The organism is Salipiger pentaromativorans, assembly GCF_024721115.1.
In the GTDB taxonomy this organism is placed as follows: domain Bacteria; phylum Pseudomonadota; class Alphaproteobacteria; order Rhodobacterales; family Rhodobacteraceae; genus Salipiger; species Salipiger pentaromativorans.
Map to the genome: position 1 here is coordinate 30,605 of NZ_JAMDHK010000021.1, position 22,912 is coordinate 53,516.

At 67.3% G+C, this 22,912-nt stretch carries 21 protein-coding genes; 8 read left to right on the plus strand and 13 right to left on the minus strand.

Features of this window, described 5'->3' with window-relative positions:
• Nucleotides 1-223: 223 nt before the first annotated feature.
• From M4578_RS22910 to M4578_RS22920, 3 genes are read right to left on the minus strand one after another with little or no spacing between them, the layout of a single operon-like run.
• Nucleotides 224-2,395, minus strand: a complete 2,172-nt coding sequence (locus M4578_RS22910; RefSeq protein WP_258095465.1) for an RNA degradosome polyphosphate kinase — start codon at nucleotides 2,393-2,395, stop codon at nucleotides 224-226.
• A gap of 49 nt (nucleotides 2,396-2,444) precedes the next feature.
• On the minus strand, nucleotides 2,445-3,146 hold the full coding sequence (locus M4578_RS22915) for a P-loop NTPase family protein (RefSeq protein ID WP_258095466.1): 702 nt from the start codon (nucleotides 3,144-3,146) through the stop codon (nucleotides 2,445-2,447).
• Nucleotides 3,143-4,216, minus strand: a complete 1,074-nt coding sequence (locus tag M4578_RS22920) for an AI-2E family transporter (protein ID WP_258095467.1) — start codon at nucleotides 4,214-4,216, stop codon at nucleotides 3,143-3,145. The genes M4578_RS22915 and M4578_RS22920 overlap by 4 nt, the downstream gene beginning before the upstream one ends.
• Nucleotides 4,217-4,424: 208 nt before the next feature.
• Here M4578_RS22920 and M4578_RS22925 point away from each other — a divergent pair, with 208 nt between their 5' ends.
• The 5 genes from M4578_RS22925 to M4578_RS22945 all read left to right on the plus strand — a co-directional run bounded on the left by M4578_RS22925 (nucleotide 4,425) and on the right by M4578_RS22945 (nucleotide 7,050).
• Nucleotides 4,425-4,577 (plus strand): hypothetical protein, encoded by a 153-nt coding sequence (locus M4578_RS22925; protein ID WP_258095468.1) that lies wholly within the window; start codon nucleotides 4,425-4,427, stop codon nucleotides 4,575-4,577.
• Nucleotides 4,578-4,621: 44 nt separating this feature from the next.
• Nucleotides 4,622-4,801 (plus strand): hypothetical protein, encoded by a 180-nt coding sequence (locus M4578_RS22930; protein ID WP_258095469.1) that lies wholly within the window; start codon nucleotides 4,622-4,624, stop codon nucleotides 4,799-4,801.
• A 62-nt stretch (nucleotides 4,802-4,863) separates the two neighbouring features.
• Complete coding sequence (locus tag M4578_RS22935) at nucleotides 4,864-5,040, plus strand: hypothetical protein (protein WP_258095470.1); 177 nt, start codon at nucleotides 4,864-4,866, stop codon at nucleotides 5,038-5,040.
• Nucleotides 5,041-5,124: 84 nt separating this feature from the next.
• On the plus strand, nucleotides 5,125-6,468 hold the full coding sequence (proS, locus tag M4578_RS22940; protein WP_258095471.1) for a proline--tRNA ligase: 1,344 nt from the start codon (nucleotides 5,125-5,127) through the stop codon (nucleotides 6,466-6,468).
• Between the two features lie 66 nt (nucleotides 6,469-6,534).
• Nucleotides 6,535-7,050: a DUF2937 family protein gene (locus M4578_RS22945; RefSeq protein WP_258095472.1), complete on the plus strand. Its 516-nt coding sequence runs from the start codon at nucleotides 6,535-6,537 to the stop codon at nucleotides 7,048-7,050.
• Nucleotides 7,051-7,209: 159 nt separating this feature from the next.
• Here the strand turns inward: M4578_RS22945 and glmM are convergent, their stop codons facing one another.
• The 7 genes from glmM to M4578_RS22980 all read right to left on the minus strand — a co-directional run bounded on the left by glmM (nucleotide 7,210) and on the right by M4578_RS22980 (nucleotide 17,148).
• Nucleotides 7,210-8,553 (minus strand): phosphoglucosamine mutase, encoded by a 1,344-nt coding sequence (gene glmM, locus M4578_RS22950; RefSeq protein WP_258095473.1) that lies wholly within the window; start codon nucleotides 8,551-8,553, stop codon nucleotides 7,210-7,212.
• Nucleotides 8,543-9,553, minus strand: a complete 1,011-nt coding sequence (folP, locus tag M4578_RS22955; RefSeq protein ID WP_258095474.1) for a dihydropteroate synthase — start codon at nucleotides 9,551-9,553, stop codon at nucleotides 8,543-8,545. Before folP ends, glmM begins: the two co-directional genes overlap by 11 nt.
• Nucleotides 9,554-9,601: 48 nt before the next feature.
• The gene (locus M4578_RS22960; protein WP_258095475.1) at nucleotides 9,602-10,522 is read right to left on the minus strand and encodes a dihydroneopterin aldolase; all 921 of its coding nucleotides are present in this window, start codon (nucleotides 10,520-10,522) and stop codon (nucleotides 9,602-9,604) included.
• 195 nt (nucleotides 10,523-10,717) lie between these two features.
• On the minus strand, nucleotides 10,718-11,353 hold the full coding sequence (locus M4578_RS22965) for a cell wall hydrolase (RefSeq protein WP_258095476.1): 636 nt from the start codon (nucleotides 11,351-11,353) through the stop codon (nucleotides 10,718-10,720).
• Between the two features lie 164 nt (nucleotides 11,354-11,517).
• On the minus strand, nucleotides 11,518-14,073 hold the full coding sequence (locus tag M4578_RS22970; protein WP_258095477.1) for a pyruvate, phosphate dikinase: 2,556 nt from the start codon (nucleotides 14,071-14,073) through the stop codon (nucleotides 11,518-11,520).
• Between the two features lie 182 nt (nucleotides 14,074-14,255).
• Nucleotides 14,256-16,499, minus strand: a complete 2,244-nt coding sequence (glyS, locus tag M4578_RS22975) for a glycine--tRNA ligase subunit beta (protein WP_258095478.1) — start codon at nucleotides 16,497-16,499, stop codon at nucleotides 14,256-14,258.
• Between the two features lie 133 nt (nucleotides 16,500-16,632).
• Nucleotides 16,633-17,148 carry a DUF6446 family protein gene (locus M4578_RS22980; protein WP_258095479.1) on the minus strand — a complete coding sequence of 172 codons (516 nt, stop codon included), beginning with the start codon at nucleotides 17,146-17,148 and terminating at the stop codon, nucleotides 16,633-16,635.
• An 80-nt stretch (nucleotides 17,149-17,228) separates the two neighbouring features.
• Between M4578_RS22980 and M4578_RS22985 the strand changes: the two genes are divergently transcribed.
• Nucleotides 17,229-17,861: a MarC family protein gene (locus M4578_RS22985; RefSeq protein ID WP_258095480.1), complete on the plus strand. Its 633-nt coding sequence runs from the start codon at nucleotides 17,229-17,231 to the stop codon at nucleotides 17,859-17,861.
• A gap of 11 nt (nucleotides 17,862-17,872) precedes the next feature.
• On the opposite strand, the gene M4578_RS22990 is transcribed toward M4578_RS22985, so the two are convergent.
• Nucleotides 17,873-18,802, minus strand: coding sequence for a glycine--tRNA ligase subunit alpha (locus M4578_RS22990; RefSeq protein WP_258095481.1), 930 nt, complete (start codon nucleotides 18,800-18,802; stop codon nucleotides 17,873-17,875).
• A 158-nt stretch (nucleotides 18,803-18,960) separates the two neighbouring features.
• Between M4578_RS22990 and M4578_RS22995 the strand changes: the two genes are divergently transcribed.
• Nucleotides 18,961-20,727, plus strand: a complete 1,767-nt coding sequence (locus M4578_RS22995; protein WP_258095482.1) for a serine protease — start codon at nucleotides 18,961-18,963, stop codon at nucleotides 20,725-20,727.
• 69 nt (nucleotides 20,728-20,796) lie between these two features.
• On the opposite strand, the gene M4578_RS23000 is transcribed toward M4578_RS22995, so the two are convergent.
• Nucleotides 20,797-21,720 (minus strand): quinone oxidoreductase family protein, encoded by a 924-nt coding sequence (locus M4578_RS23000; RefSeq protein ID WP_258095483.1) that lies wholly within the window; start codon nucleotides 21,718-21,720, stop codon nucleotides 20,797-20,799.
• An 87-nt stretch (nucleotides 21,721-21,807) separates the two neighbouring features.
• Here M4578_RS23000 and M4578_RS23005 point away from each other — a divergent pair, with 87 nt between their 5' ends.
• Nucleotides 21,808-22,215, plus strand: a complete 408-nt coding sequence (locus M4578_RS23005) for a winged helix-turn-helix transcriptional regulator (protein WP_258095484.1) — start codon at nucleotides 21,808-21,810, stop codon at nucleotides 22,213-22,215.
• Here the strand turns inward: M4578_RS23005 and M4578_RS23010 are convergent.
• Nucleotides 22,212-22,778, minus strand: a complete 567-nt coding sequence (locus M4578_RS23010) for a hemerythrin domain-containing protein (protein WP_258095485.1) — start codon at nucleotides 22,776-22,778, stop codon at nucleotides 22,212-22,214. The genes M4578_RS23005 and M4578_RS23010 overlap by 4 nt on opposite strands.
• Nucleotides 22,779-22,912 lie beyond the last annotated feature (134 nt).

Genomic DNA, 22,912 nt, shown 5'->3' on the forward strand with positions numbered 1-22,912 from the left:
GCGCTTTGCACCGCTGCGGCCCCGTGGCTGGGGCATCCGTCTAGCCGTTCCGGCAGAAACGGGACCTGGGCACATGGCCATCCCGCGCCGCCCGCCCCCCGAGCGCGCCATGGACAATCCGTGCAAAAGATTGACCGGCGGTTAAGCGCATGGCGAATTGTCGGGGAGGGGGGCGAAGCCCGATGCGTCGTGCCGGGCGGCCAGATCCGCCCGGCATGCGCCGTCAATCGCCGTGGGTCAGTTGCGGCACGTCGCTTGCGCCGGCCGATCCCCGGCCCGAGAGCGAGGGGTTCTCCATGAAGAACCGGTGGCAGTTGAACGGCGTTTCGCCTTCGGGCACCGGATGCCGGGTGAACTTGCCCGAGGGCTCCATCACCCAGCTTTGCGCGGTGTCGGCGAGGTTCGCCGCAAGGATCTGGCTGACGATCTGCGCCTTGACCGTGGGGTTGTGGATCTCCACCCCGGTCTCGATCCGCCGGTTCAGGTTGCGGCCCATCCAGTCGGCGGAGGAGATGAACACCCGCGCCTTCTTGTGCGGCAGCCCGTAGCCGTTGCCGAAGCAGGCGATGCGCGAATGTTCGAGAAAACGCCCGACGATCGACTTCACGCGGATGTTGTCCGACAGCCCCTTGATGCCGGGGCGCAGCCCGCAGATGCCGCGGATCACGCAGTCGATCTTAACGCCCGCCTGGCTGGCGGCATAAAGCGCGTCGATCATGTCGGGCTCGATCAGCGAGTTCATCTTGAGCCAGATCTGCGCGGGCTTGCCGGCGCGGGCGTGTTCGGCCTCGGCGGCGATCAGCTCCAGCATGCGCGGCTTCAGCGAATGCGGAGAGATGGCGAGGTTTTCCAGACCTTCGGGGGTGGCATAGCCCGAGAGATAGTTGAAGATCTTGGCCGCGTCGCGTCCCAGCGCCGCGTCGCAGGTGAAGAACGACAGATCGGTGTAGATCTTGGCGGTGATCGGGTGGTAGTTGCCGGTGCCCCAATGGGTATAGGTCACCAGCTTGTCGCCTTCGCGGCGCACCACCTGCGAGATCTTGGCGTGGGTTTTCCAGTCGAGGAAGCCATAGACCACATGCGCGCCCGAGCGCTCCAGCCGCCGCGACTGGCGGATATTCGCGGCCTCGTCGAAGCGGGCCTTGAGCTCGACCAGTGCGGTGACCGACTTGCCGTCCTCGGCCGCCTCGCAAAGCGCCTCGACGATGGGCGAATTCTTGGAGGTCCGGTAAAGCGTCTGCTTGATCGCCACCACATCCGGGTCGAGCGCTGCCTGATGCAGAAAGCGCACCACCATGTCGAAGGTTTCGTAAGGGTGGTGCAGCAGCATGTCCTTCTGCGCGATGGCGGCGAACATGTTGCCGTCATGGTCCTGCACCCGTTCGGGTACGCGCGGCGTGAAGCTGGGCCAGAGCAGATCGGGGCGGCTGTCGAGCACCAGTTCCTTGAGGTCGGCGATGCCGATCATGCCGTCGAGCTCGATCACCTCGTCGTCCTGCACATGCAACTCGCGCTGGACGATGTCGCGCAGCCCTTGCGGCGCACCGGCGGTGACGGTCAGGCGAACGACCTCGCCACGGCGGCGGCGCTTCAGCGCCACCTCGAATTCGCGCACCAGATCCTCGGCCTCTTCCTCGACTTCGAGGTCGCTGTCGCGCAGCACGCGGAAGCCGAAATGATCCTTGACCCGGTAACCGGGGAACAGGCTTTCGATATAGAGCAGCAGCACGTCTTCGAGATAGATGAAGCGGTGCTGACCCTCGGACGCGGGCAGCGCCATGAAGCGGTCGATCTGATGCGGGATCGGCAGCAGCGCGTTGCGCGAGCGGCGGTCGCGCTTGCGTTCCAGCGTGATCGCCAGGCAGTAGCCCATGTTGGCGATGAAGGGGAACGGGTGCGCCGGGTCGATGGCCAGCGGCGACAGCACCGGGAAAACCTGGGTCAGAAACGCCTGCTCCAGATGCGCCAGATCGGCGGCATCGAGCTGGTCGCCGGGCACGATGTCGATGCCCTGTTCGGCCATTTCGGCCTCGAGCACATGCAGCACCTTCTGCTGATGCGCCATCAGGCGGCGGGCGTCCTCGTCGATCAGCACAAGCTGTTCGGCGGGGGTCAGCCCGTCGGCGGCGGGGGTGGTGTTGCCGGCATGGGCAAGCTCGCGCAGCCCCGCGACGCGCACGGTATAGAACTCGTCGAGGTTGGTGGCCGAAATCGACAGGAACCGCAGCCGTTCGAGCAGTGGCACCCGCGGGTTTTCCGCCTCTTCCAGCACCCGCCAGTTGAAGCCGAGCCAGCTCAGCTCGCGGTTATAGAAACGGCCGGGGCCGGCGAGATCGACCTCCGCAAGCTCGCTGGGTGCGGGCAGGGGGGCTTTGAGGAAATCTGCAATGCTCATGGGGGGCTTATGCGCTACGCTTTGCAACAGCTTCGTGACAGGCTTGCGGCTATTCTGACAGGTCTTGCGGGGCCTCTTCAAGCCGTGTCAGCACCGCGCGCGCCAAGGCCCGCGTAATGCCCTTGGGCCGGGTCATTGCGCTGGCATCCAGCGCCTCGACCAGTGCGCGTGCAGCGGCAAAGCTGCGCGCCATGCGCGGCACCAGAAAGGGAATCACATCCGGCGCGGGCACGCATTGCCGGTCGGCCAGCAGCTTGGCCAGAACCGCCGCGAGCAGCGTGTCGTCCGGGTCGGGCAAAGTGGCGGTCTGGGTGCCTTCCATGCGGCTTTTCAGATCCGGCAGCCCCAGCGGCCAGAGCGCCGGGGCGGCGCGGGCGGTCAGCATGAGCGGCTGGCGTTCGGCCAGCGCGAGGTTGTGCAGGTGAAACAACGCCTCTTCGGCGTCGCGCTGCCCGGCGATGGCGTCGGCATCCTCGATACAGACCGGACCCTGTGCCAGCGCCGAGATGTCGGCTGCGGGCAGATCGGCTGCGGCGATGATCGCGGCGCCGGTCTCTGCCGCCCAGACATGGGCGAGATGGGTCTTGCCCGCGCCTGCCGGTCCCACAAGCACGAGCTTGCCGTTCGGCCAGTTTTGCCAACTGTCGATCTGTGCCACCGCCAGCGCGTTGGAGGCGCCGACGAAATAGTCCTCGCGCCCCAGTGCCAGGCGAACCGGCAGGGGCAGGGGAAGCTGCTCGGGGCCGGTCATGTCTGGTCCTGCTCTTCGTCCAGGAGGCCGCGGTAAAGGCGGCTGTCGGTATATTGCTCGACGAGAAAGCGGGCGATCACGCCCAGGGCGGCGGCCAGCGGCACCGCCACCAGCATGCCGATGAAGCCGAAAAGCGTGCCGAAGACCGACAGTGCCAGGATCAGCCAGACCGGATGCAGGCCCACGGAGGAGCCCACGAGTTTCGGCGTCAGGAAGTTGCCTTCAAGGAACTGGCCGAAGAAGAAGATCCCCGCCACGGCGGCGATCCAGATCCAGTCGCCCCAGAACTGGAACAGGGCGAGCCCGATGGCCAGCGCGCCGCCGACGATGGCGCCCACATAGGGGATGAAGGTCAGCATGCCCGCGACCACGCCCACCACAAGGCCGAATTGCAGCCCCACGAGCCACAGCGCTACCGCGTAATAGGTGCCGAGGATCAGGCAGACCGAGCCCATGCCCCGGATGAACCCGGCCAGCGTGGCGTCCACGTCGCGGGCGATCCGCCGGATCACCGGCGCGTGGTCGAGCGGCAGAAGCTGGTCGATCCGCGCGATCATATTGTCCCAGTCGAGCAGCATGTAGACGGCCACCACCGGCACGATCACGAAGAGCAGCAGGATATTGATCACCGACAGCGCCGAGGTCAGCGCGGTGTTGAGCAGCTCTGCCCCGCGCTGCTTGACCGTGTCGCCGATGGAGACCAGCGCCGCGCGCACCGGGCTGTCCTCGACCATGACCGAGGGGAATTGATCGGTGAGGAAGGTTTGCAGGTTGCGGAAGAGCTGCGGCGCGAAATCCACGAGCTGCGTGGTCTGCCGCAGCAGTGCGGGCACCACCGCCAGCGCCAGGATCACAAAGATCAGCGTTGCGGCGATGGCGATCGTGCCCGTGGCCATGGCGCGGGTGAGCCCCATGCGTTCCAGCCGGTCGGCGACCGGGTCGAGGAAATAGGCGATGGCCCCGCCCAGCACGAAGGGCAGCAGCACGTCGCCCAGGAACCACAGGATCACCGCGAAGAAGACCGCGGCGATTCCCCAGTATTTAAGCTGTGTCCGCACCGGCAGCGCCATATTCGGCCTTTCCCCGAAACCTTTGTCCCTACATCGCGTGTCGCCGCCGGGGTTTCAAGGCTCTCGCCCGGGCAGGGTCTGGTATTCCTGCCCTGAAATCCGGGGCTTTTGCGGCCGAGGTCGGGTTTTCCTGCCTGTGGGGCAAAGGCGGCCGCTGCTAGCTTCGTATCAGCTTAGGACCATCGCCGGACAACAAAGGCCCACCCCCATGACGAAACAGATTGCCTCCAAGGTTCTTGCCCTTCTTTCCGCCGCCCCGGCCGCCGTTGCCCCGAAGGCCGACGCCAAGATCGTTCTGGCCGAGTGTCCCTGGACCGACCCCAGATCGCGCCAGTTCCGCGACATCGCCTCCTGCCTCTGATCCGCCGCCCCGGCGCCGCGCCCCGCATCCGAACGGAGAGTTCCATGACCAGAGCCTCGCTGCCCGCCTGTCTTGCCACGCTTCTCGCGCTGGCCTCCCCGCTGTCGGCGGGTGTCTTCTCGCTCCCCACCGGTGGTTGGGGCAAGCAGGCCGCGCCGCCCGAGCCCGTCGCCGGACCGCTCGGGGATGCCCGCAGCTCCGCCGGCGAGACAACCGGCAACTGACCCGCCTCCGCCCGGTGTTTCGGGCGGATGGGGCAGGGCCCTATCGCTAGGAGACCGTCGTCATGACCAAACATATTCACCTGACCTTGGCCCTACTGCTGGCGCTTACCGCTCTACCCGCCTCCGCCGGCATCCTGGGCACGCCCAGCGGTGGCTGGGGCACAAGGGCAGAGCCCGCCGCGCCTCGCCCCGCCGGAGACGGGCTCTTTTCCGGGGTATCTGGCGCCGGCAAGGTCTGAACGCGCCCGCAAGCGGCGAGGCTCTTGCTCTTGCGCCGCCCATCGCATACGCCATTCCGGACCGCAGCCTTCCGGGAGCCCTTCATGCGCCTCAGCCGCTATTTCCTGCCCGTCCTCAAGGAGACGCCCGCCGAGGCGCAGATCGTCTCGCACCGCTACATGCTGCGCGCGGGGATGATCAAACAGGCCAGCGCCGGGATCTATTCCTGGCTGCCGCTGGGCTTCAAGATCCTGCGCAAGATCGAGAACATCATTCACGAAGAGCAGGCGCGCGCCGGCCATATCGCGATGCTGATGCCGACCATCCAGTCGGCGGATCTGTGGCGCGAGTCGGGCCGCTACGACGCCTATGGCGCCGAGATGCTGCGCATCACCGACCGGCACGAGCGCGACATGCTGTTCACGCCGACCGCCGAAGAGCTGATCACCGACATCTTCCGCGCCAACGTCTCCTCCTACAAGGATCTGCCGCTGACGCTCTACCAGATCCAGTGGAAATTCCGCGACGAGATCCGCCCGCGTTTCGGCGTGATGCGGGGCCGCGAGTTCTACATGAAGGACGGCTACAATTTCGACCTCACCAAAGAGGACGCGCTGCACGCCTATAACCGCCATCTGGTGAGCTATCTGCGCACCTATGAGCGCATGGGCCTTCAGGCGATCCCGATGCGCGCCGACAGCGGCCCCATCGGCGGCGACGACACCCATGAATTCCTCGTGCTGGCCGAGACCGGCGAGTCGGAGGTGTTCTACGACAGCGAGATCACCGATCTGAAATTCGGCGACCGCGAGATCGACTACAGCTCGCGCGCGCAGTGCCAGGCGGTGCTGGAGGAGTTCACCTCGCGCTATGCCCGCACCGACGAGACCCATGACGAGGCGCTGTTCAACCAGATCCCCGAAGAGCGCCGCCGCGTGGCGCGCGGCATCGAGGTCGGGCAGATCTTCTATTTCGGCACGAAATATTCCGAGCCGATGGGCGCCACCGTCACCGATGCCGAGGGCAACAAGGTGCCGGTGCATATGGGCTCGCACGGCATCGGCGTGTCGCGCCTGCTGGGCGCCATCATCGAGGCGTCGCATGACGACAAGGGCATCATCTGGCCCGAGGGTGTGACGCCCTTCCATGCCGGGATCGTCAATCTCAAGCAGGGCGATGCCGAGGCCGATGCCGCCTGCGAGGCGCTTTATGCCTCGCTGACCGCGCTGGGGCTGGAGCCGCTTTACGACGACACCACCGAACGGGCGGGGGCGAAATTCGCCACCATGGACCTGATCGGTCTGCCCTGGCGGATCACCGTCGGCCCGCGCGGGCTCAAGAACGGCGTGGTAGAGCTGACCTCGCGCCGCACCGGCGAGAGCGAAGAGCTGCCGCCCGAGGCCGCCGTGGCCAAGATTGCCGCCATCTATGGTGTGGCAAAGGCCTGACAGCGCCTCCGTCTTGCGCTAGACTTATTCCTGTCCGCCCCATGAAGAGGGCGGCAGGAGGCAAGCATGGTGATCCGGGCTCTGGCCCTTGCCGCCGGTGTGACCGGTGCGGCGGGGCTGTCGCAATTCCCTGAATTCTCGCAGCAATACACCCAGAGGCTGGGCGGGGCGGTGGACGAGCTGACGCGGGTCGTCGCGCAGTTCGACCGCGATGCCGCGACGTTGGGGCTGAGCCGCGACGCGGCGCTGTCCCAGCTTGCCACGGGCGGCGATTTCGGTGCCGCGCGGGCGCAGAGCATGCGGGACACGGTGACGCGGCAAACCCGTTTGTCGGCGGATTTGCAGGCGCTCGAAGGGGCGGGGCCGTTTATGCGGGCGCGGCTTGCGGGGCATCTGAGCGACCCCGAAATCGCCACCCGCGCCTGGAGCGCCTACCGTCCGGCCCTGCCGCTCACCTTCGAGGGGGCGATTTTCGGAGGCGTGGGCTTTGGCGCGGGCTGGCTGGCGCTGTCGGCGCTCTGGGCGCTGCTGGCACGGCTGTTCCGGCGGAAGGCGCGGACGGAGCGTTTTGCGGGGCCTTAGAAGCCGATTCTTGGCTTGTGCCGTTTGCGCGCCGCGCGCCCTGGGCCCGGGGGGGGGCGCTTTGTGGGGCTGTGCGCCTCGCGACAAGGTCGGCCGAGGCGCCGTATCCAACCCAAAGGGCCACCGCCGCGCTCGGCTCGCACTGCGCGGCAAACCCGGTCAGACCGCGGCCTGCACCTCGGCGACGATGCTGTCGACCACCTTGGCGAGCAGCGCCTCGTCCTCGCATTCCGCCATGACTCGGATCAGCGGTTCGGTGCCCGATTTGCGGATCAGCAGCCGGCCGCTGCCGGTCAATGCGGCTTCCGCCTCGGCGATCGCCCCTTGCACGGCAGGTGTTTCCAGCGGTGTCTGACCGGCGGCGAAGCGCACGTTTTTCAGAAGCTGCGGCACCGGCTCGAAGCTGCGCGCAAGCGCCGAGGCGGGCTGCCCGGTGCGCACCATCTCGGCCAGGAATTGCAGCCCGGCCATCAGCCCGTCGCCGGTGGTGGCGTAATCGGTCATCACGATATGGCCCGACTGTTCGCCGCCCAGGTTCCAGCCGCGCGCACGCATCGCCTCGACCACGTAGCGGTCGCCGACCTTGGTGCGCTCGAGCGTCAGCCCGCGCCCCTGAAGAAACCGCTCCAGCCCCAGGTTGGACATCACCGTCGCTACCAGCGTACCGCCGGTCAGCCGGTCTTCCTCGGCCCAGCGGGCGGCCATCAGCGCCATGATCTGGTCGCCGTCCGCCACCGTGCCGCTTTCGTCGATCAGGATGATCCGGTCGGCATCGCCATCCAGGCAGATGCCCACATCTGCGCCATGGGCGACCACCGCCGCCGCCGCGGCAGCGGGTTTGGTCGAGCCGCAATTCTCGTTTATGTTCAGACCGTTCGGCGCGGTGCCCACGGGGATCACCTCGGCGCCCAGCTCCCACAGCACCTCGGGCGCGGTCTTGTAGGCGGCGCCGTTGGCGCAATCCACCACCACCCTCATCCCGTCGAGCCGCATGCCGTGCGGGAAGGTGGATTTCACCCGTTCCTGATACCGGAATCGCCCGTCGTCGATGCGCTTGGCGCGGCCGATATTGCCCGCCTGCGCCGGGGCGACGCCGGCCTCGACCAGCGCCTCGATCTCGGCTTCGGCCTCGTCCGACAGCTTGAATCCGTCGGGGCCGAAGAACTTGATCCCGTTGTCATGCGCCGGGTTGTGGCTGGCCGAGATCATGATCCCCATATCGGCGCGCATCGAGGGCGTCAGCAGCCCAACCGCCGGCGTCGGCACCGGGCCCAGCAGCAGCACGTTCATGCCGGTCGAGGTCAGCCCGGCGGTCAGCGCGTTTTCGAACATATAGCCCGAAAGGCGCGTGTCCTTGCCGATCACCACGCGGTGCACACCGCCGTTGTCGCGGCGGAAATAGCGCCCGGCCGCGGCGCCGATCATCAGCGCCATCTCGGCGGTCATCGGAAAGGCATTGGCGGTGCCGCGCACCCCGTCGGTGCCAAAAAGTTTACGTGTCATCCCTGCCTCCCTGTCCGACCGCCTGCCATAGCGCCAGCGCCTGGCGCGTCGCGGCCACGTCGTGAACCCGGACGATCTGCACGCCCTGGGCAATCCCCGCCAGCGCCACAGCGATCGAGCCGGGCGCGCGGTCCTTCGGATCGGGTGCCTGTCCGATCCGCCCGATGAATCCCTTGCGCGAGACCCCGAGCAGGATTGGGCAGCCCAACCCGTGAAACAGCGACAGCCCGTTCAGCAGCGCTAGGTTATGCGCCTGCGTCTTGCCGAAGCCGATGCCGGGGTCGATGACGATCTTGTCGCGCTTCAGGCCCCGGGCTTCCAGCATCCCGATCTGGGTTTCGAGAAAATCGTAGACGTCGAGCAGCACGTCGTCATAGCGCGGATCGTCCTGCATGGTTTCCGGGCCGCCCTGAGAATGCATGATGCAGACCGGCAGGCTGTGGTCGATGCAGTAATCGGCCAGCGCGGGGTCGTAGGTCAGCCCCGAGACGTCGTTGATCAGCGCGGCGCCGGCGCGGATCGCCGCGCGCGCCACCGGCGCCTTGCGCGTGTCGATGGAAATGGGCACGCCGGCCAGGGCGCGGATCACCGGCTCGGTGCGGGCAATCTCTTCGCCCAGCGGGACGGTTTCGGCACCGGGCCGGGTGCTTTCTCCGCCGATGTCGAGCAGATCGGCACCCTCGCCGATCAGTCGGCGGCCACGCAGCGCGGCTTCGGCGGCGGAGCGGTCGCTGCCGCCATCCGAGAAACTGTCGGGGGTGACGTTGAGAATGCCCATGATCTGTGGCCGGTCCATGGCCAGCCCCAGAAGCGGCGGGCGCGGCGCGGTGAGCCGCGCGCGTTCGGGCGCGGGCAGGGTCGAGGCCGGGAGCCGCGTCACGGGGCCGTCGCGGCGGTGGCGCGCCACATGGGTGAACCAGAGCGGGCCGCCGGCAAGCGGCAGGGCATCGTCTGGACGGGGCGCGTCGGAGCGGACGAGGGGACGGAAATAGTCTCGCATGTGGGGTCTCTAGCGCCTGTCCGCGCGGTTTGTCCAGCGGCCCCGCCTCTAGCTGTTTCCGACTGTTACAGCCCTGCTGGGCACCGGTGAATCGGCGGGCGGCGTTTCGCCGATGACCACCAGTTCGCAGGCCTCCATCAGCCCCGCGAACCAGCTCGCCAGCGCAACGGAATCGCGCGGCTGGCTGGCCGGGCCCTGGGTCGCGTCCAGCACGATTTTTGACGGCGCCCAGATGCAGATCTGGCCGTTCTTCATGGCCCAGTCGAGTTCGGTTCGCGTCGCCACCACCTTGCAGCGCGGATCGCGGGCCGCCAGAACCCAGCCGTTCTGCTCGATGGCCAGAAGATCGACCCGCCGTTGCGCCAGCGGATGCGCCGCCTGCGGGCGGGCGACATCTGGCAGGCCGACGCAGAGGATGAGCGGCGCGCTCTGCGCCGCGAACCCGTCGATCCAGCCCGAAACCGCATCCGAGGCGATGGCGGCATTGGACAGGTAGACGATGCGCGGATGCGGGCGGGTCTGCGCGACCTCGTTCAGATGCGCCCCGAAGTCGCGCCGGGTCCGGACGATCTCGACCCCGAGCGCACCGGGGCCGCGGTCGAGCTTCTCGATGCGCACGAAGGCGCGCATCGCCTGCGGTTCCAGCAGGATGCGCTCGGCGATGCGCTCGGCGAGGGTTTCCAGAAGGTTGACCCGCTCGGCCGCAAGCTCGGCCGAGATCGCCTCGGTGACGCGGTCGTAGCTGAGGATGCGGTCGACATCGTCGTCGGGCAGGCCGCCCGCCGGCGCGACCTCGACCACCACGTCGAAGCGCACCCGCTGGGTGTGGCCGCGTTCGGCTTGAAAGGCGCCGATCTCGACCTCGCGCACATGGTCGCGCAGCGAGATGCGGTCGCGCGGCGCCTCGCCTTCGGTGGCGATGGCCCGTTCGGACGGGTGGGCAAAGGCAAGGCGGATTTCATCGGCCATGGCGGGCCCTCTTCGGCTGTCGGTCTGTGGTTGTTCCTGTCGCGGCGGTGACGGGACAAATCTCTTTGAAGAGATTTGCAAAAGTTTTCGAAAACTTTTGCGTCCCGCGATCCGTGTCGCTTCGGGCGCCATCTTACCGCAGTGCGCCGGCGGCTGCGAGGCCCGGAAACGGCATCCGGGCGCGCTCTGGCGGCGTCAGTTGCTGCTGACGCGATAGCCGGGCCGGTAGAAGAAGTGATCGCCGATCGAGGCGGTGCGGGTGAACTTGCGCGACCAAGAGGGGCGCACCGCATGGGTGTGGTAGTAGGTGGCGCCATTGGTCAGCGCCCGGGGCGCTCCGGCGAGCATTGCCTTGGCGACCTTGGCCACGCGGTCCCAGGCGGCGGGTTCGTTGATATTCTCGGGGTGGCCGTCGCAGGTATAGGTGAACTGGCAGGCGAATTTCCGGCCGGTGCCCTGGTTGATCACGCCGCAGACCGAATTGGGAAACCGCGGGCTGTCGACCCGGTTGAGGATGACTTCGGCCACCGCGAACTGGCCTTTCAGCGTCTCGCCCCGCGCCTCGAAATAGAGCGCCTCGGCCAGACATTGCCACTGCGCCCCGCCGCTCGCCTTGGGCTGACGCGAAAGCCACGCCTTGTCATAGGAAAATCCGCGGACGGTGCCGGTCGAGACCGGTGTGACCAGCCCGTTCAGATGCGCCGGTGCGGCGGCGTTCAGCCCGCGCTTTTCCAGAGTCACCAGCCGGCGGATATTGTCCTGTTTCACTTCGGCAGCAGCCGGCACGGCCACGGCAAGCGCGGCCAGCGCAAGAACGATAGCTTTGATCATCTGTCCCTCGTAAGTCCCAGGTGGCGGTCGTCCCAAAACCGCACAAAACCCGGGCGTCTTAATAAAATTGCGTCTTTTCGTCCAGCAGAGGGAAAATATGCCGGCGGAATTCGGCCCAAACATTTGGGAAACCAGGCTCATCTAGTGGGGGGAGAAGGGCGATTCTACCCGATCTTGTCCTTGATGGCCAATTGCGCGGCGGCCAGCCGCGCAACCGGAACACGGAAGGGAGAGCAGCTTACATAGTCGATTCCGGCGCTGCGGCAGAAGGCAATCGAATCGGGGTCGCCGCCATGTTCGCCGCAGATCGACAGCATCACACCGCCATTGCCGCGCCGCCCGCGCTCGACCCCGATGCGGATCAGCTCGCCGACGCCATCGGCGTCGAGCCGGTGGAACGGGTCCTCGGCGAACACACCCTGTTGCACGTAATGCGACATGAAGCGCCCGGCATCGTCGCGCGACAGCCCGTAGGTCATCTGGGTCAGGTCGTTGGTGCCGAAGCTCAGGAAATGCGCATGCTGGGCGATCTCGTCCGCGCGCAGGCAGGCGCGTGGCGTCTCGACCATGACGCCCAGCGAATAATCGAACTCGCGCCCGCGCTCGTTGCGCACCGCCGCCGCGACCGCGTCGATCCGGGTGCGCACCAGCTCGACCTCGCGGCAGGCCGAGACCAGCGGCAGCATGATCTCCGGCACCACCGGCGCGCCTTCCTTCGACGCCTCCAGCGTCGCCTCAAAGATCGCGCGGGCCTGCATTTCGTAGATCTCGGGCACCGCGATGCCCAGGCGCACGCCGCGCATGCCCAGCATCGGGTTGTATTCGCCCATGCTTTCCACCCTGCGGGTCACGTCGCTGACCGGCAGGTCCAGCGCTTCGGCCAGATCGCGCAGCCCGGCGCGGTCGGAGGGCAGGAATTCGTGCAGCGGCGGGTCGAAGAGGCGGATGCAGACCGGCATCCCCTCCATGATCCGGAACAGTTCGATGAAATCGGCGCGCTGCATCGGCAGCAGCCGCGCCAGCGCCGCCTCGCGGTCCTTCGGACAGTCGGCAAAGATCATCTCGCGCATCGGCGTGATGCGGTCGGCCTCGAAGAACATGTGCTCCGTCCGGCAAAGCCCGATCCCCTGGGCGGCGAAATTGCGCGCGGTGGTGGCGTCGGCCGGCGTGTCGGCATTGGCGCGAATGCCGATATCGCGCTCGGCATCGGCCCAGGACATGAAGATGTGAAAGGCGTCGTCCAGCGCCGCCTCGATCATCCTGGGCGCCCCGGCCAGCACCTGGCCCGACGTGCCGTCCACGGTGATCGTGTCGCCCTCGCGGAAGCGGCGCCCGTCCTCGGCCAGCAATAGCTTGTCATGCAGGCGAAAGCCCATGCGCGCCGCGCCCACCACGCAGGGCAGGCCGAGCCCGCGCCCGATCACCGCTGCGTGGCTCGTCATGCCGCCGCGCTCGGTCAGCACCGCCGCGGCGGCGTGCATGCCGCGCACATCCTCGGGCGAGGTCTCGCGCCGGACCAGGATGCAGGGCTCGCCACGCGCCGCGCTGGCCTGCGCCTCGGAGGAGGAGAAAACGATGCGCCCGGTCGCCGCGCCCGGAGAGGCGGCGACGCCGCGCCCGATCACGTCACGCTCGGCTTCCGGGTCGATCTGGCGGTGCAGCAGCTCGCTGAGCCCGCGCGGCTCGACCCGCATCACCGCCTCCTGGCGTGAGATGATGCCGTCTTCGGCCAGCCGGACTGCGATGCGCAGCGCCGCGCGCGGGCTGCGCTTGACCCGCACCCCGTCGAGAATATGGACGCGGCCGTTCTCGATGGTGAATTCGATCTGCATCTCGGCGCGCAGCTTTTCCCGCATCAGCGCGACGTAATGCTTGAGTGTCTCGAACGCCTCGGGCTCCAGCTCCTCGAGCGAGGGGCCGCGCGGATCGCGTTCCATGTAAAGCGCCGCCTCGCCGCTTTCGAGCGCCTCGCGCCCCTGGCTCTGGCTCAGGTAACGGCCGGTGATCTGGCGCAGCCCGGTGTCGGAATTCACCAGTTGCAACACGCCCGAGCCGCGTTCGCCTAGCCCCAGCCCCAGCGCCATCTCCTGCACGATGAGCCCGAGCCCGGCATCCACCGGCGCGCCTTTCGCCTGGCGCAGGAGGCGGGCGGTCGTGCCTTCCCAGGCGCGGGCCATCGAGCGCAGCACCTCGGCAAGCTGGACAGCGGGATCCTGCGGGAACGGTTCTTCGGCCTCTTCCTCGTAGCAGCGCAGCACTTCGCTCAGCGCCTCCTGCCCGGAGCCGGCAATTTCTTCGAACACGTCGGGATCGAGGCGCGCGACATGGATCGCATAGGCCTGCACGAAGCGGGTATAGAGCGCCGAGGCCGCCTCGGCGCCGATGCTGTCGGAGAGGTCCACGAAGGCGGCGTCGTTCATGCCGATGTTCAGGACCGAGCCCGGCCCGCCCCAATCGGGATCTTCCGAGGAGGGGCGCACGCAGAGCAGCACACCGACGGGAAACTGCGCCAGGATCTTGCGGACATCGGGCATCTCGCCCGCCGCGATCCGATGCACCGTGCCAAAGCTCAGGGCCACGGTGCGGGGCACCGGCAGGTCGAGCCGCACCAGACGCTGGAGACATTTCGCCCGGCCCCCATGGGTCGGCGCAGAGATCGGCGCCGTGGGGGTGATCAGGGTGACGTCTCGGTCCTGGTTCTGTCGAAGCGTATCGGGCACGGGCTTTCCTGTTCTTCCGCAGCGCAGCATAACCCGGAAAAGGGCTGTGACAATATCACCTTTCTTCGCAAAGGCGAAGTTAAGCCGAGCGGCCTGCACGGTCAAAGCGCCGCGGGCGGGTCGAGGGGCCGGTCAATCTGACCGGTCAACCCCTTGCCTCAGAACGGTTTTCCCCGCAGTCGTCAGCCTTCGAGCTTGGTCAGGTCGGCGACCTGAAGGCAGGTGGCCCGGATGCGCGACAGCAGGTTCAGCCGGTTGCGGCGCACCACCGCGTTCTCGGCATTCACCTGAACCGCTTCGAAGAAGGCGTCGATGGGGCCGCGCAGTTCGGCCATGGCGCCCATGGCGGCGGCGAAATCCTCGGCACTCATGGCCGGGCCGATCTGTGCCTCGGCCGCGTCCAGCGCGGTGAACAATGCGGTTTCTTCGGCGCTTTCGGCGAATTTCGGGTCGGCGCCATAGCTGTATTCGACCCCGTCCTTTTCCTCGGCTTGGGTGAGAATATTGTTGGCGCGCTTGAAGCCCTGCACGAGATTGGTGCCGTCATCGGTGCCCAGGAAGGCCGAGAGCGCCTCGGCGCGGGCCACCAGCAGGCGGATGTCGTCGGCGCCGGGCATGGCGAGACAGGCGTCGATCACATCGTGCCGCAGGCCCTCTTCGCGCAGGTGCACCTTGAGCCGGTCGTGGAAGAAGGCCAGCAGGTCGGTCGAGAGATCCGGCACCAGCCCGGCCACGGTGCGGAACAGCGAGCCTTCCTGCGCGGGATCCTTGCCATGCAGCTTGTCGAGCAGCGCGTGGAACGCGGCACCAAACACGCCGTGATCGGCGATCTCGTCCACCAGCGCGTCGATCGCGGCCAGATCGGCCTTGCTGGCCTCGCCGTTCAAGTGGCGCTTGTGGCGCAGGATCTGGGCATCGACAAAGCGGTCGAGCGGCAGGCGGAGATCGTTGGCCAGCACCAGCCGGATCACCCCCAGCGCGGCGCGGCGCAGCGCATAGGGGTCTTTCGAGCCGGTGGGTTTTTCGTCGATGGCCCAGAACCCGGTCAGCGTGTCGAGCTTGTCGGCCAGGGCGACGGCCACCGAGACCGGTTCCGAGGGCACGTCGTCGGAGGGGCCGAGCGGCGAGTAATGGTCCTGGCAGGCGGCAGCGACCTCACCGGGAAGGCCGGCGGCCTCGGCGTAATAACGGCCCATAAGTCCCTGAAGTTCCGGGAATTCATAGACCATCTCCGAGCTGAGATCGGCCTTGGCGACGCGGGCGGCCTGTTCGGTGAGCGCCGGGTCGGCGCCGACCGCCGGCGCGATCTCGCGCGCCAGCGCGGCGATGCGCTCGATCCGGTCGCGCTGCGAGCCCAGCTTGTGATGAAAGGTGACATTCCCGAGTTTTGCGGTCCAGGCTTCGAGCCCGTCCTGCGTTGCCACGCGCAAATCGTTCTCCCAAAAGAACTTTGCGTCCGAAAGCCGTGCGGAAAGCACCTTCTGATTGCCCGCGAGGATGGTCGCGCCGTCATCCGAGGTTTCCACATTTGCAACCGTAACGAAACGTTCGATCCGCCCGGAGCCGGGATTCTTGACTGAAAAGAACTTTTGGTGCTCTTTCATTGAGGTTTGCAGAACTTCGGGCGGCAGGCCGAGGAAATCCTCGCCGATTTCGCCCATCAGAACCACCGGCCATTCCACGAGCCCCGCCACTTCGGCGAGCAGACCGCGGTCCTCGACCACCTCCAGTCCGCGGGCGAAGGCCCGATTTGTCGCGTCATGCCAGATGGTTTCGGCGCGTTCTTCCGGCGAGAGGATCACCTTGGAGCGCTTCAGCCGGGTCTCGTAATCCTCGAAGGAGGTCACATCGAAGGCGCCGTCGCCCATGAAGCGGTGGCCCTCGGTGATGCGGTCGGCCTTGATGCCGTCGATGTCCAGCGGCACGACCTCGTCCCCGGTCTCGGAGGTGAGAAGGCAGAGGATGCGGTGCAGCGGGCGCACCCAGCGCAGCGCCCCGGCCCCCCAGCGCATGGATTTCGGCCAGGGGAAATTGCGGATGGTGGATTCCAGCACCTCGGCCACGATCTCGGCGGCGGGGCGGCCCGGCTTTTCGATCACGGCGTAGAGGAAGGTGCCCTTCTTGTCTTCGCGCTCTTCGCATTGCTCGCGGGTCACGCCGGCGCCGCGCAGGAAGCCTTCGATGGCCTTTTCGGGCGCGTCAATGCGCGGCCCGCGGCGTTCTTCGCTTGTGGCGGGGGAGGCGGCCAGCAGGCCCTGGACCGTCAGCGTCAGGCGGCGGGGGGTCGAGAAACCGGCGGCCCCGGCATAGGTCAGACCGTTCTCCACCAGACCGTCGGTGACGAGCTTTTTCAGATCCTCGGCGGCACGCGCCTGCATGCGGGCGGGGATTTCCTCGGAAAAGAGTTCGATCAGAAGGTCGGGCATGGTCTCACCATAGCTTGGGTCGCTTGGGGGATAACGGGCCTGCGGCGCGGCGTCCAGAGCTGCCGCTGGCGGAGAGGGCGCAGGGGGCGTATTTGCAAAGAGAAGAAGGGGGGCTTGGGGGGGAGCGGAGAGATCACTCGCGTGGCGGGCAGTCCTCGCCCAGCGGCGTGCCGTCATAGGCCTTGTCGCCGCATTCGTTGATCTCTTCCCAGATATAGCCCTGGCCGTCGCCGGTGACCGCGATCACCCGGTCGATGCCGTATTCGATATTGCGCTGTGCGGTGTAGACATGCGCCTCGCCGGTCTCGATCTGGCGACCGATGGCTTCGGCGTCGAAGCAGCGGAACCAGAAGGGCGCGTTCCGCGGCTCGGCGCCCTCGTAGCGCTCGAAACGCTCGTCGAGCGCTTGCGGTCGTTCCGGCGTGGAGAAACAGCCGCGGAAGCGGATCGGCGAGCTGCTGGCGTCGATGCCCTGAAAGTCGGTGTAGGCAATGTGCTGCGGCGCGCCGCCGCCCAGCGGGGTGAGCGCCACCTCGCCGGCATCGTCGGCGACCTTGGTGTAATAATAGAAGACCTGGAAGTAATAGACGCCGGCCCCGAAAATCAGGGCGGTTGCGACGATGAAGATGGCGAGGATCTTGCCGCTCATGCTGGCTCTCCTGTCCGCGCCGCGGGCTTTGCCATGCGATCCGCCCGTGATAGGCCGGAGGCGGCGGCACGGGGCATGGCATGGACACGGCGTTTCTGATCAAGTTTCTCGGGGCGATCTTTGCGATCATGAACCCGTTTGTGAACCTGCCGGTGTTTCTGAGCCTCACCGACGGGATGGATCTGGCGCAGCAGCGCCGGGCGGCGCTGATGACGGTGGTCTACAGCGCCATCCTCTGCGCGGTGGTGGCCTTTGGCGGGCCGGCGATCCTGGGATTCTTCGGCATCAGCGTGGACGATTTCCGAGTCGCTGGCGGGCTGGTGCTGATGATCATCGGGCTGGGCATGCTGAATGGCAGCGCCGGCAGCGCGCATCACGGCACCCGTGCCGAGAAGGCGGGGCAGGATCCCGAGAGCGATCCGTCCTTCTATCCGCTGAGCTTTCCCATGCTGGTGGGGCCGGGTACGATCACAACGATCGTCGTCTTCACCGGGCAGGCGCGGGCCTGGCCCGAGTATCTTGCCATCGCGGCCGGCCTCGCGGGGGTGCTGATCGCGCTGGGGCTGGTGATGTTCTTTGCCGCGAAGATCGGGCATTATCTGTCGCACACGCTGCGGGTGGTGATGATCCGCCTCATGGGCATGATCCTCGCGGCCATCGCGGTCGAGATGATCGCAAGCGGGCTGAAGCAGCTTCTGCCCGGTCTGGCCTGAGATATGCCGCTTCAAGCGGCATAGCCTCCGGCTTCGGTCATCACAAATGCGTCAGCGCAACGCTTGGCCAGCGCCCGCACCCGGCCGATATAGGCCTGTCGCTCGGTGACCGAGATCACCCCCCGCGCGTCGAGCAGGTTGAAGAGATGGCTGGCCTTGATGCATTGGTCGTAGGCGGGGTGTGCCATCACGATGCGCTTGCCGGTCTTCGGGTCCTCGGGGGCCGCATCGAGGATGCGGGTGCATTCCGCCTCGGCATCCTCGAAATGCTTCAGCAGCATCCCGGTGTCGGCCACGTCGAAATTCCAGCGCGAATATTCCTGCTCGGTTTGCCGGAACACGTCTCCATAGGTGAGCGCGATGGGCGTCTGCGGATCGTTGAAGGGCATGTCCATGACGTGGTCGATGCCAAGCACATACATCGCCAGCCGTTCGAGCCCATAGGTCAGCTCGCCTGAAACCGGCGTGCAGTCATGTCCGCCAACCTGTTGAAAATACGTGAATTGCGAGACTTCCATCCCGTCGCACCAGACCTCCCAGCCGAGGCCCCAGGCCCCCAGGGTCGGGCTTTCCCAATCGTCCTCGACGAAGCGCACGTCATGTACGGACATGTCGATGCCGATGGCTTCGAGCGAGCCGAGATAGAGCGCCTGAAGGTCGGGCGGCGAGGGTTTGATCAGCACCTGGAATTGATAGTAGTGCTGCAGACGGTTGGGGTTTTCGCCATAGCGCCCGTCGGTCGGGCGGCGCGAGGGCTGCACATAGGCCGCCGCCCAGGGCTTCGATCCCAGCGCGCGCAGGGTGGTGGCCGGGTGGAAGGTGCCGGCGCCGACCTCCATGTCATAGGGCTGCAGCACGGCGCAGCCCTTGGCCGCCCAATAGGTCTGCAGCCGCAGGATGATCTCCTGAAAACTCCGCGGTTTGATGCTGGTCTCGGTCATCGGATCTGCCCTGTCTGCGTGGTGGGCACTGATTATGCGTCACGGGCGCGGGGGTCAATCTCGGGGCTGACCATATTTTGAGGTGACGGCGCGGTCGGGTCTGGTAAACAGTCTGGCAGACAAACAAGAATTTCAGGGCCTGAGGGGCAAGCACAGGTATGTTTCGATCTTTTCTCATGGTGAGCGCGACAGCTCTGCTGATCGCGGGCGGAGCGGCTGCACAAACGTCGGGGCAGGATCTGGTCTATATCCAGATCGAGGCGCAGCCGAGTCTGACGCAGGCCGAGGAAGCTCTGCGCGGCTATGCCGGTACGCTGGAGGATGTAAACGGGTTTTCGCTGGGCGCCGGCTGGTACGGCATCGCGCTTGGCCCTTATGCACCCGAGGATGCGGGGCCGCTGCTGCGCGAGCTGCGCCGGGACGGGCGCATTCCGCGCGATTCCTATCTCGCCGCATCGACCGAATATCGTGATCAGTTCTGGCCCGTGGGCGCGGGGCTGACCGCCGTGCAGCCGGTGCCGCTGCCCGTGCCCGAGGCGCCCGCAGCCGAGGCGCCGGCACAGACCGCAGAGCTGCCGGTCGTTCCGGCGGAGCCCGAAGTGCTGGACGAAACCCCGCGCGAGGCCCGCGCGAGCGAGGCCGCGCTGACCCGGGGACAGCGCGAGATGTTGCAGGTCGCCCTGAAATGGGCGGGTGTCTATAACGCCGGTATCGACGGCGCTTTCGGGCGCGGCACGCGGGCGGCGATGGCGGACTGGCAGTCGGCCAATGGCTACGAGACCACCGGCGTGCTGACCAGTTTGCAGCGCGCGGCGCTGCTCAAGCAGTATAACGCGGTGCTGGAGGGCATGGAGATGACCCCGGTCACCGATGTCCGCGCCGGGATTTCCATCGAACTGCCGCTGGGTGCCGTGACCTTCGACCGCTACGAAGCGCCCTTTGCGATCTACGAGCCGACGGGCGATCTGGCGGCGCAGGTGCTGCTGATCAGCCAGCCCGGCGACCGGCAGACGCTGGGCGGGCTGTACGAGATCATGCAGACGCTCGAGATCGTGCCGCTGGAGGGCCCGCGCGAGCGGCGCCGCGATGGGTTTACCCTGACCGGCAGCAATGCCCGGATCGCCAGCCACACCGAGGTGACGCTGCGCGACGGGCAGATCAAGGGCTATACGCTGATCTGGCCTGCGGGCGACGAAGAGCGGCGCGAGCGGGTGCTCGCCCTGATGAACGCCTCGTTCAGCACCTCGGACGCGGTGCTGGACCCGGCAGAGGTCAGCGACGCCGGGCAGGCGGTCGATCTGGTCTCGGGGATGAAGATCCGGCAACCCAAGGCGACGGTCTCGGGCTTTTTCGTCACCGACGCCGGCACGGTGGTGACCGCCGCCGAGGCGGTGGCCTCCTGCGGGCGGATCACGCTGGACGATGTCTATGAAGCGACGGTCGCCGCCAGCGACGCGGCGCTGGGCGTTGCGGTGCTGCGCCCCGACACGGCGCTGGCGCCGCGCCGGGTGGCGGCGTTCCGGGGCGATACGCCCCGGCTGAAATCCGAGATCGCAGTGGCCGGCTATCCTTTCGGCGGGGTGCTGAGCGCCCCGACGCTGACCTTCGGCTCGCTGGAGGACATGAAGGGACTGGCGGGCGAAACCGAGCTGGAACGGCTGGCGCTTGCGGCGCAGCCCGGTGACGCCGGCGGCCCGGTTCTGGATGCCGGCGGGGCGGTGCTGGGGATGCTGCTGCCCAAGCCCGAGAGCGGCCAGACGCTGCCCGGCGATGTGGCCTTTGCCGCCGATGCCGAGGCGCTCCGGGCGTTTCTGACGCGCGCGGGCGTGCAAAGCGCCGAGACGCGGGGCGAGGGGGCGATGGCGCCGGAAGACCTGACCGCCGAGGCCACCGACATCACCGTGAAGGTGAGCTGCTGGGAATAAGCCCCAGGCTCGCTTTGCAAAGGATCGGCCCGGGCGCGTTGCCCGGGCCTTTTTCGTTGCGGGAGCCGCTCAGGGGGTGAGCACGATCTTTCCGACCGGCCGGCTTTCCAGCGCGTGGTGGGCCTTTGCGGCGTCGGCCAGCGCAAAGCGCTGCGCCACCAGCACATCGAGCTTTCCCTCGGCGGCCAACTCGCCAAGCGAGACGAGCCCGGCCCGGTCGGGCGTGACGATCATCCGGACCAGCGACTTGCCCGCGGCCTCTGCCCGCGCGACAGCCTCGGGGGCGGGCTCCAGCAGGGTGGTGACATGGCCGCCGGGGCGCAGCGCGTCGAGCGAGCGCAGCACATGCGCGCCCCCCGCGTGGTCGAGGATGAGGTCGAAGGGGCCGTGATCGGTGAAATCCTCCGTCCGGTAGTCGATGAGATGATCGGCCCCCAGCGCGCGCACCGCCGCGTGTTTGCCGGCGCTGGCGGTGGCCCAGACCTCGGCGCCAAAGGCTTTTGCGATCTGGACCGCGATATGGCCGACACCGCCCGCCGCCGCGTGTATCAGAACCTTCTGGCCGGGCCGAAGATGCCCGTGCCGCATCAGCGCCTGCCAGGCGGTCAGCCCGGCCAGCGGCAGGGCGCCGGCCTGAAGATCGTCCATCCTGTCGGGCACATGGGCGATTTCCGCCGCCGGGGCGAGCACCTCTTCGGCATAGGCGCCGGCCTGGGCCGGAAAGCGCAGCAGCCCCATGACCCGGTCGCCCAGGGCGATGCCGCGCACCTCGTCCCCCTTCGCGGTCACGTAGCCCGCCACATCCCAGCCGATGCGGAAGGGCGGCGCGCCCAGCATCGGGACCGCGCCCGCGCGGACAAAGGCATCGACCGGGTTCACCCCCGCCGCCGCCACGCGGATGCGCAGCTCCGCCGGTCCGGGAACGGGCGTTTCGGTCTCGCGCAGCCGCAGCACCTCCGGCGCGCCGGTCTCGGTCTGTTCGATGATCTGCATGGCATGTCTCCTTCGCTGTGCCACGCTACCATCTGGGATGTCACTATCTATTGTGAAGTATGCACCAATCGGATATAGAGTTACCTCATGGAAAGTAAGGGCTTCATCTCCTACGACATGTTCCGCCGCACCTGCCCGTCGCATACGGTGCTGGAGGCGCTGAGCAACAAATGGCTCTATCTTGTGGTCATGGCGCTGGGGCGCCGGGGGCGGATGCGGTTTTCCGAATTGCAAAAGCTGCTCGAAGGCGTCTCGCCGAAAATGCTGACGCAAACCCTGCGCGGGCTGGAACGCGACGGGATGCTACAGCGCGAGGTGTTTCCGGTGGTGCCTCCGCGCGTGGAATACGAACTGACCCCGCTGGGCCGGGAATTCGCCCGGCTGCTGGTGCATATGCTCGACTGGTCGGTGGCGCATGTCCCCGACATCCTGGCGGCGCGCGCGCTTTATGACGTCGCAGCCGGGGACGCTGTGACGCCCCCGGCCGGCTCCTAGCCGCGCAGCTTGTGGTGCAGCAGGATGGGCACCACGAGGTCTTCCTCATCGGTCAGATGCCGCAGGAGAAACCGGTTCAGCCGCTCGAGCGTGTCGCGCAGCGGTCGTGCCTCTTCGCCCATCTGCGCCGGCGCGAGCGTGGCAAGCTGCACCACGCGGTTGCCCTGACGGGTGAGCGTGTCAAGCAGCCCGTCGAGCGCGACGTGATCGCTCTCCAGCATCTCCAGCCCGCGTGCAAAGCGCGGGTCGACCGCCTCCAGTTCGGGGAAGAAGCGGTGATCCTCCCAGGCGTGGTGGCCATGCAGGTGCTGCACCAGCGCGTGGCCGCCATGGGCAAGGCGCTCGGCATAGCGCTCTTCCGGTATCCGCGTGTCGAGGAAATCTTCGGCGTCGCCCTGAAGCGCGGTGCCGAGGGCGCGGAACTTCTGATGCGCGCCCATCCAGTTGCGGGTGGCGCGGGCGAAATTCGGGTGTGCCTCCCAGCCATCGCGTGGGAGGTCCCGGAGGAGGGTTTGCAGATCGTTGGGCAGCCCCTCGCGCTGGGTGATGTCATACTGGGTCATCGCGTCCAGATGGGGGTTACAATATAACACCTCAATCCGCGCCCCTGCACAGGCCGGAGGCCGTCTGCGCACCCTGCCGGGGATTTGCCGCTTGATCCGTGGCGGCGGGCGGGGCTTACCTTGGGGCTCAGTCT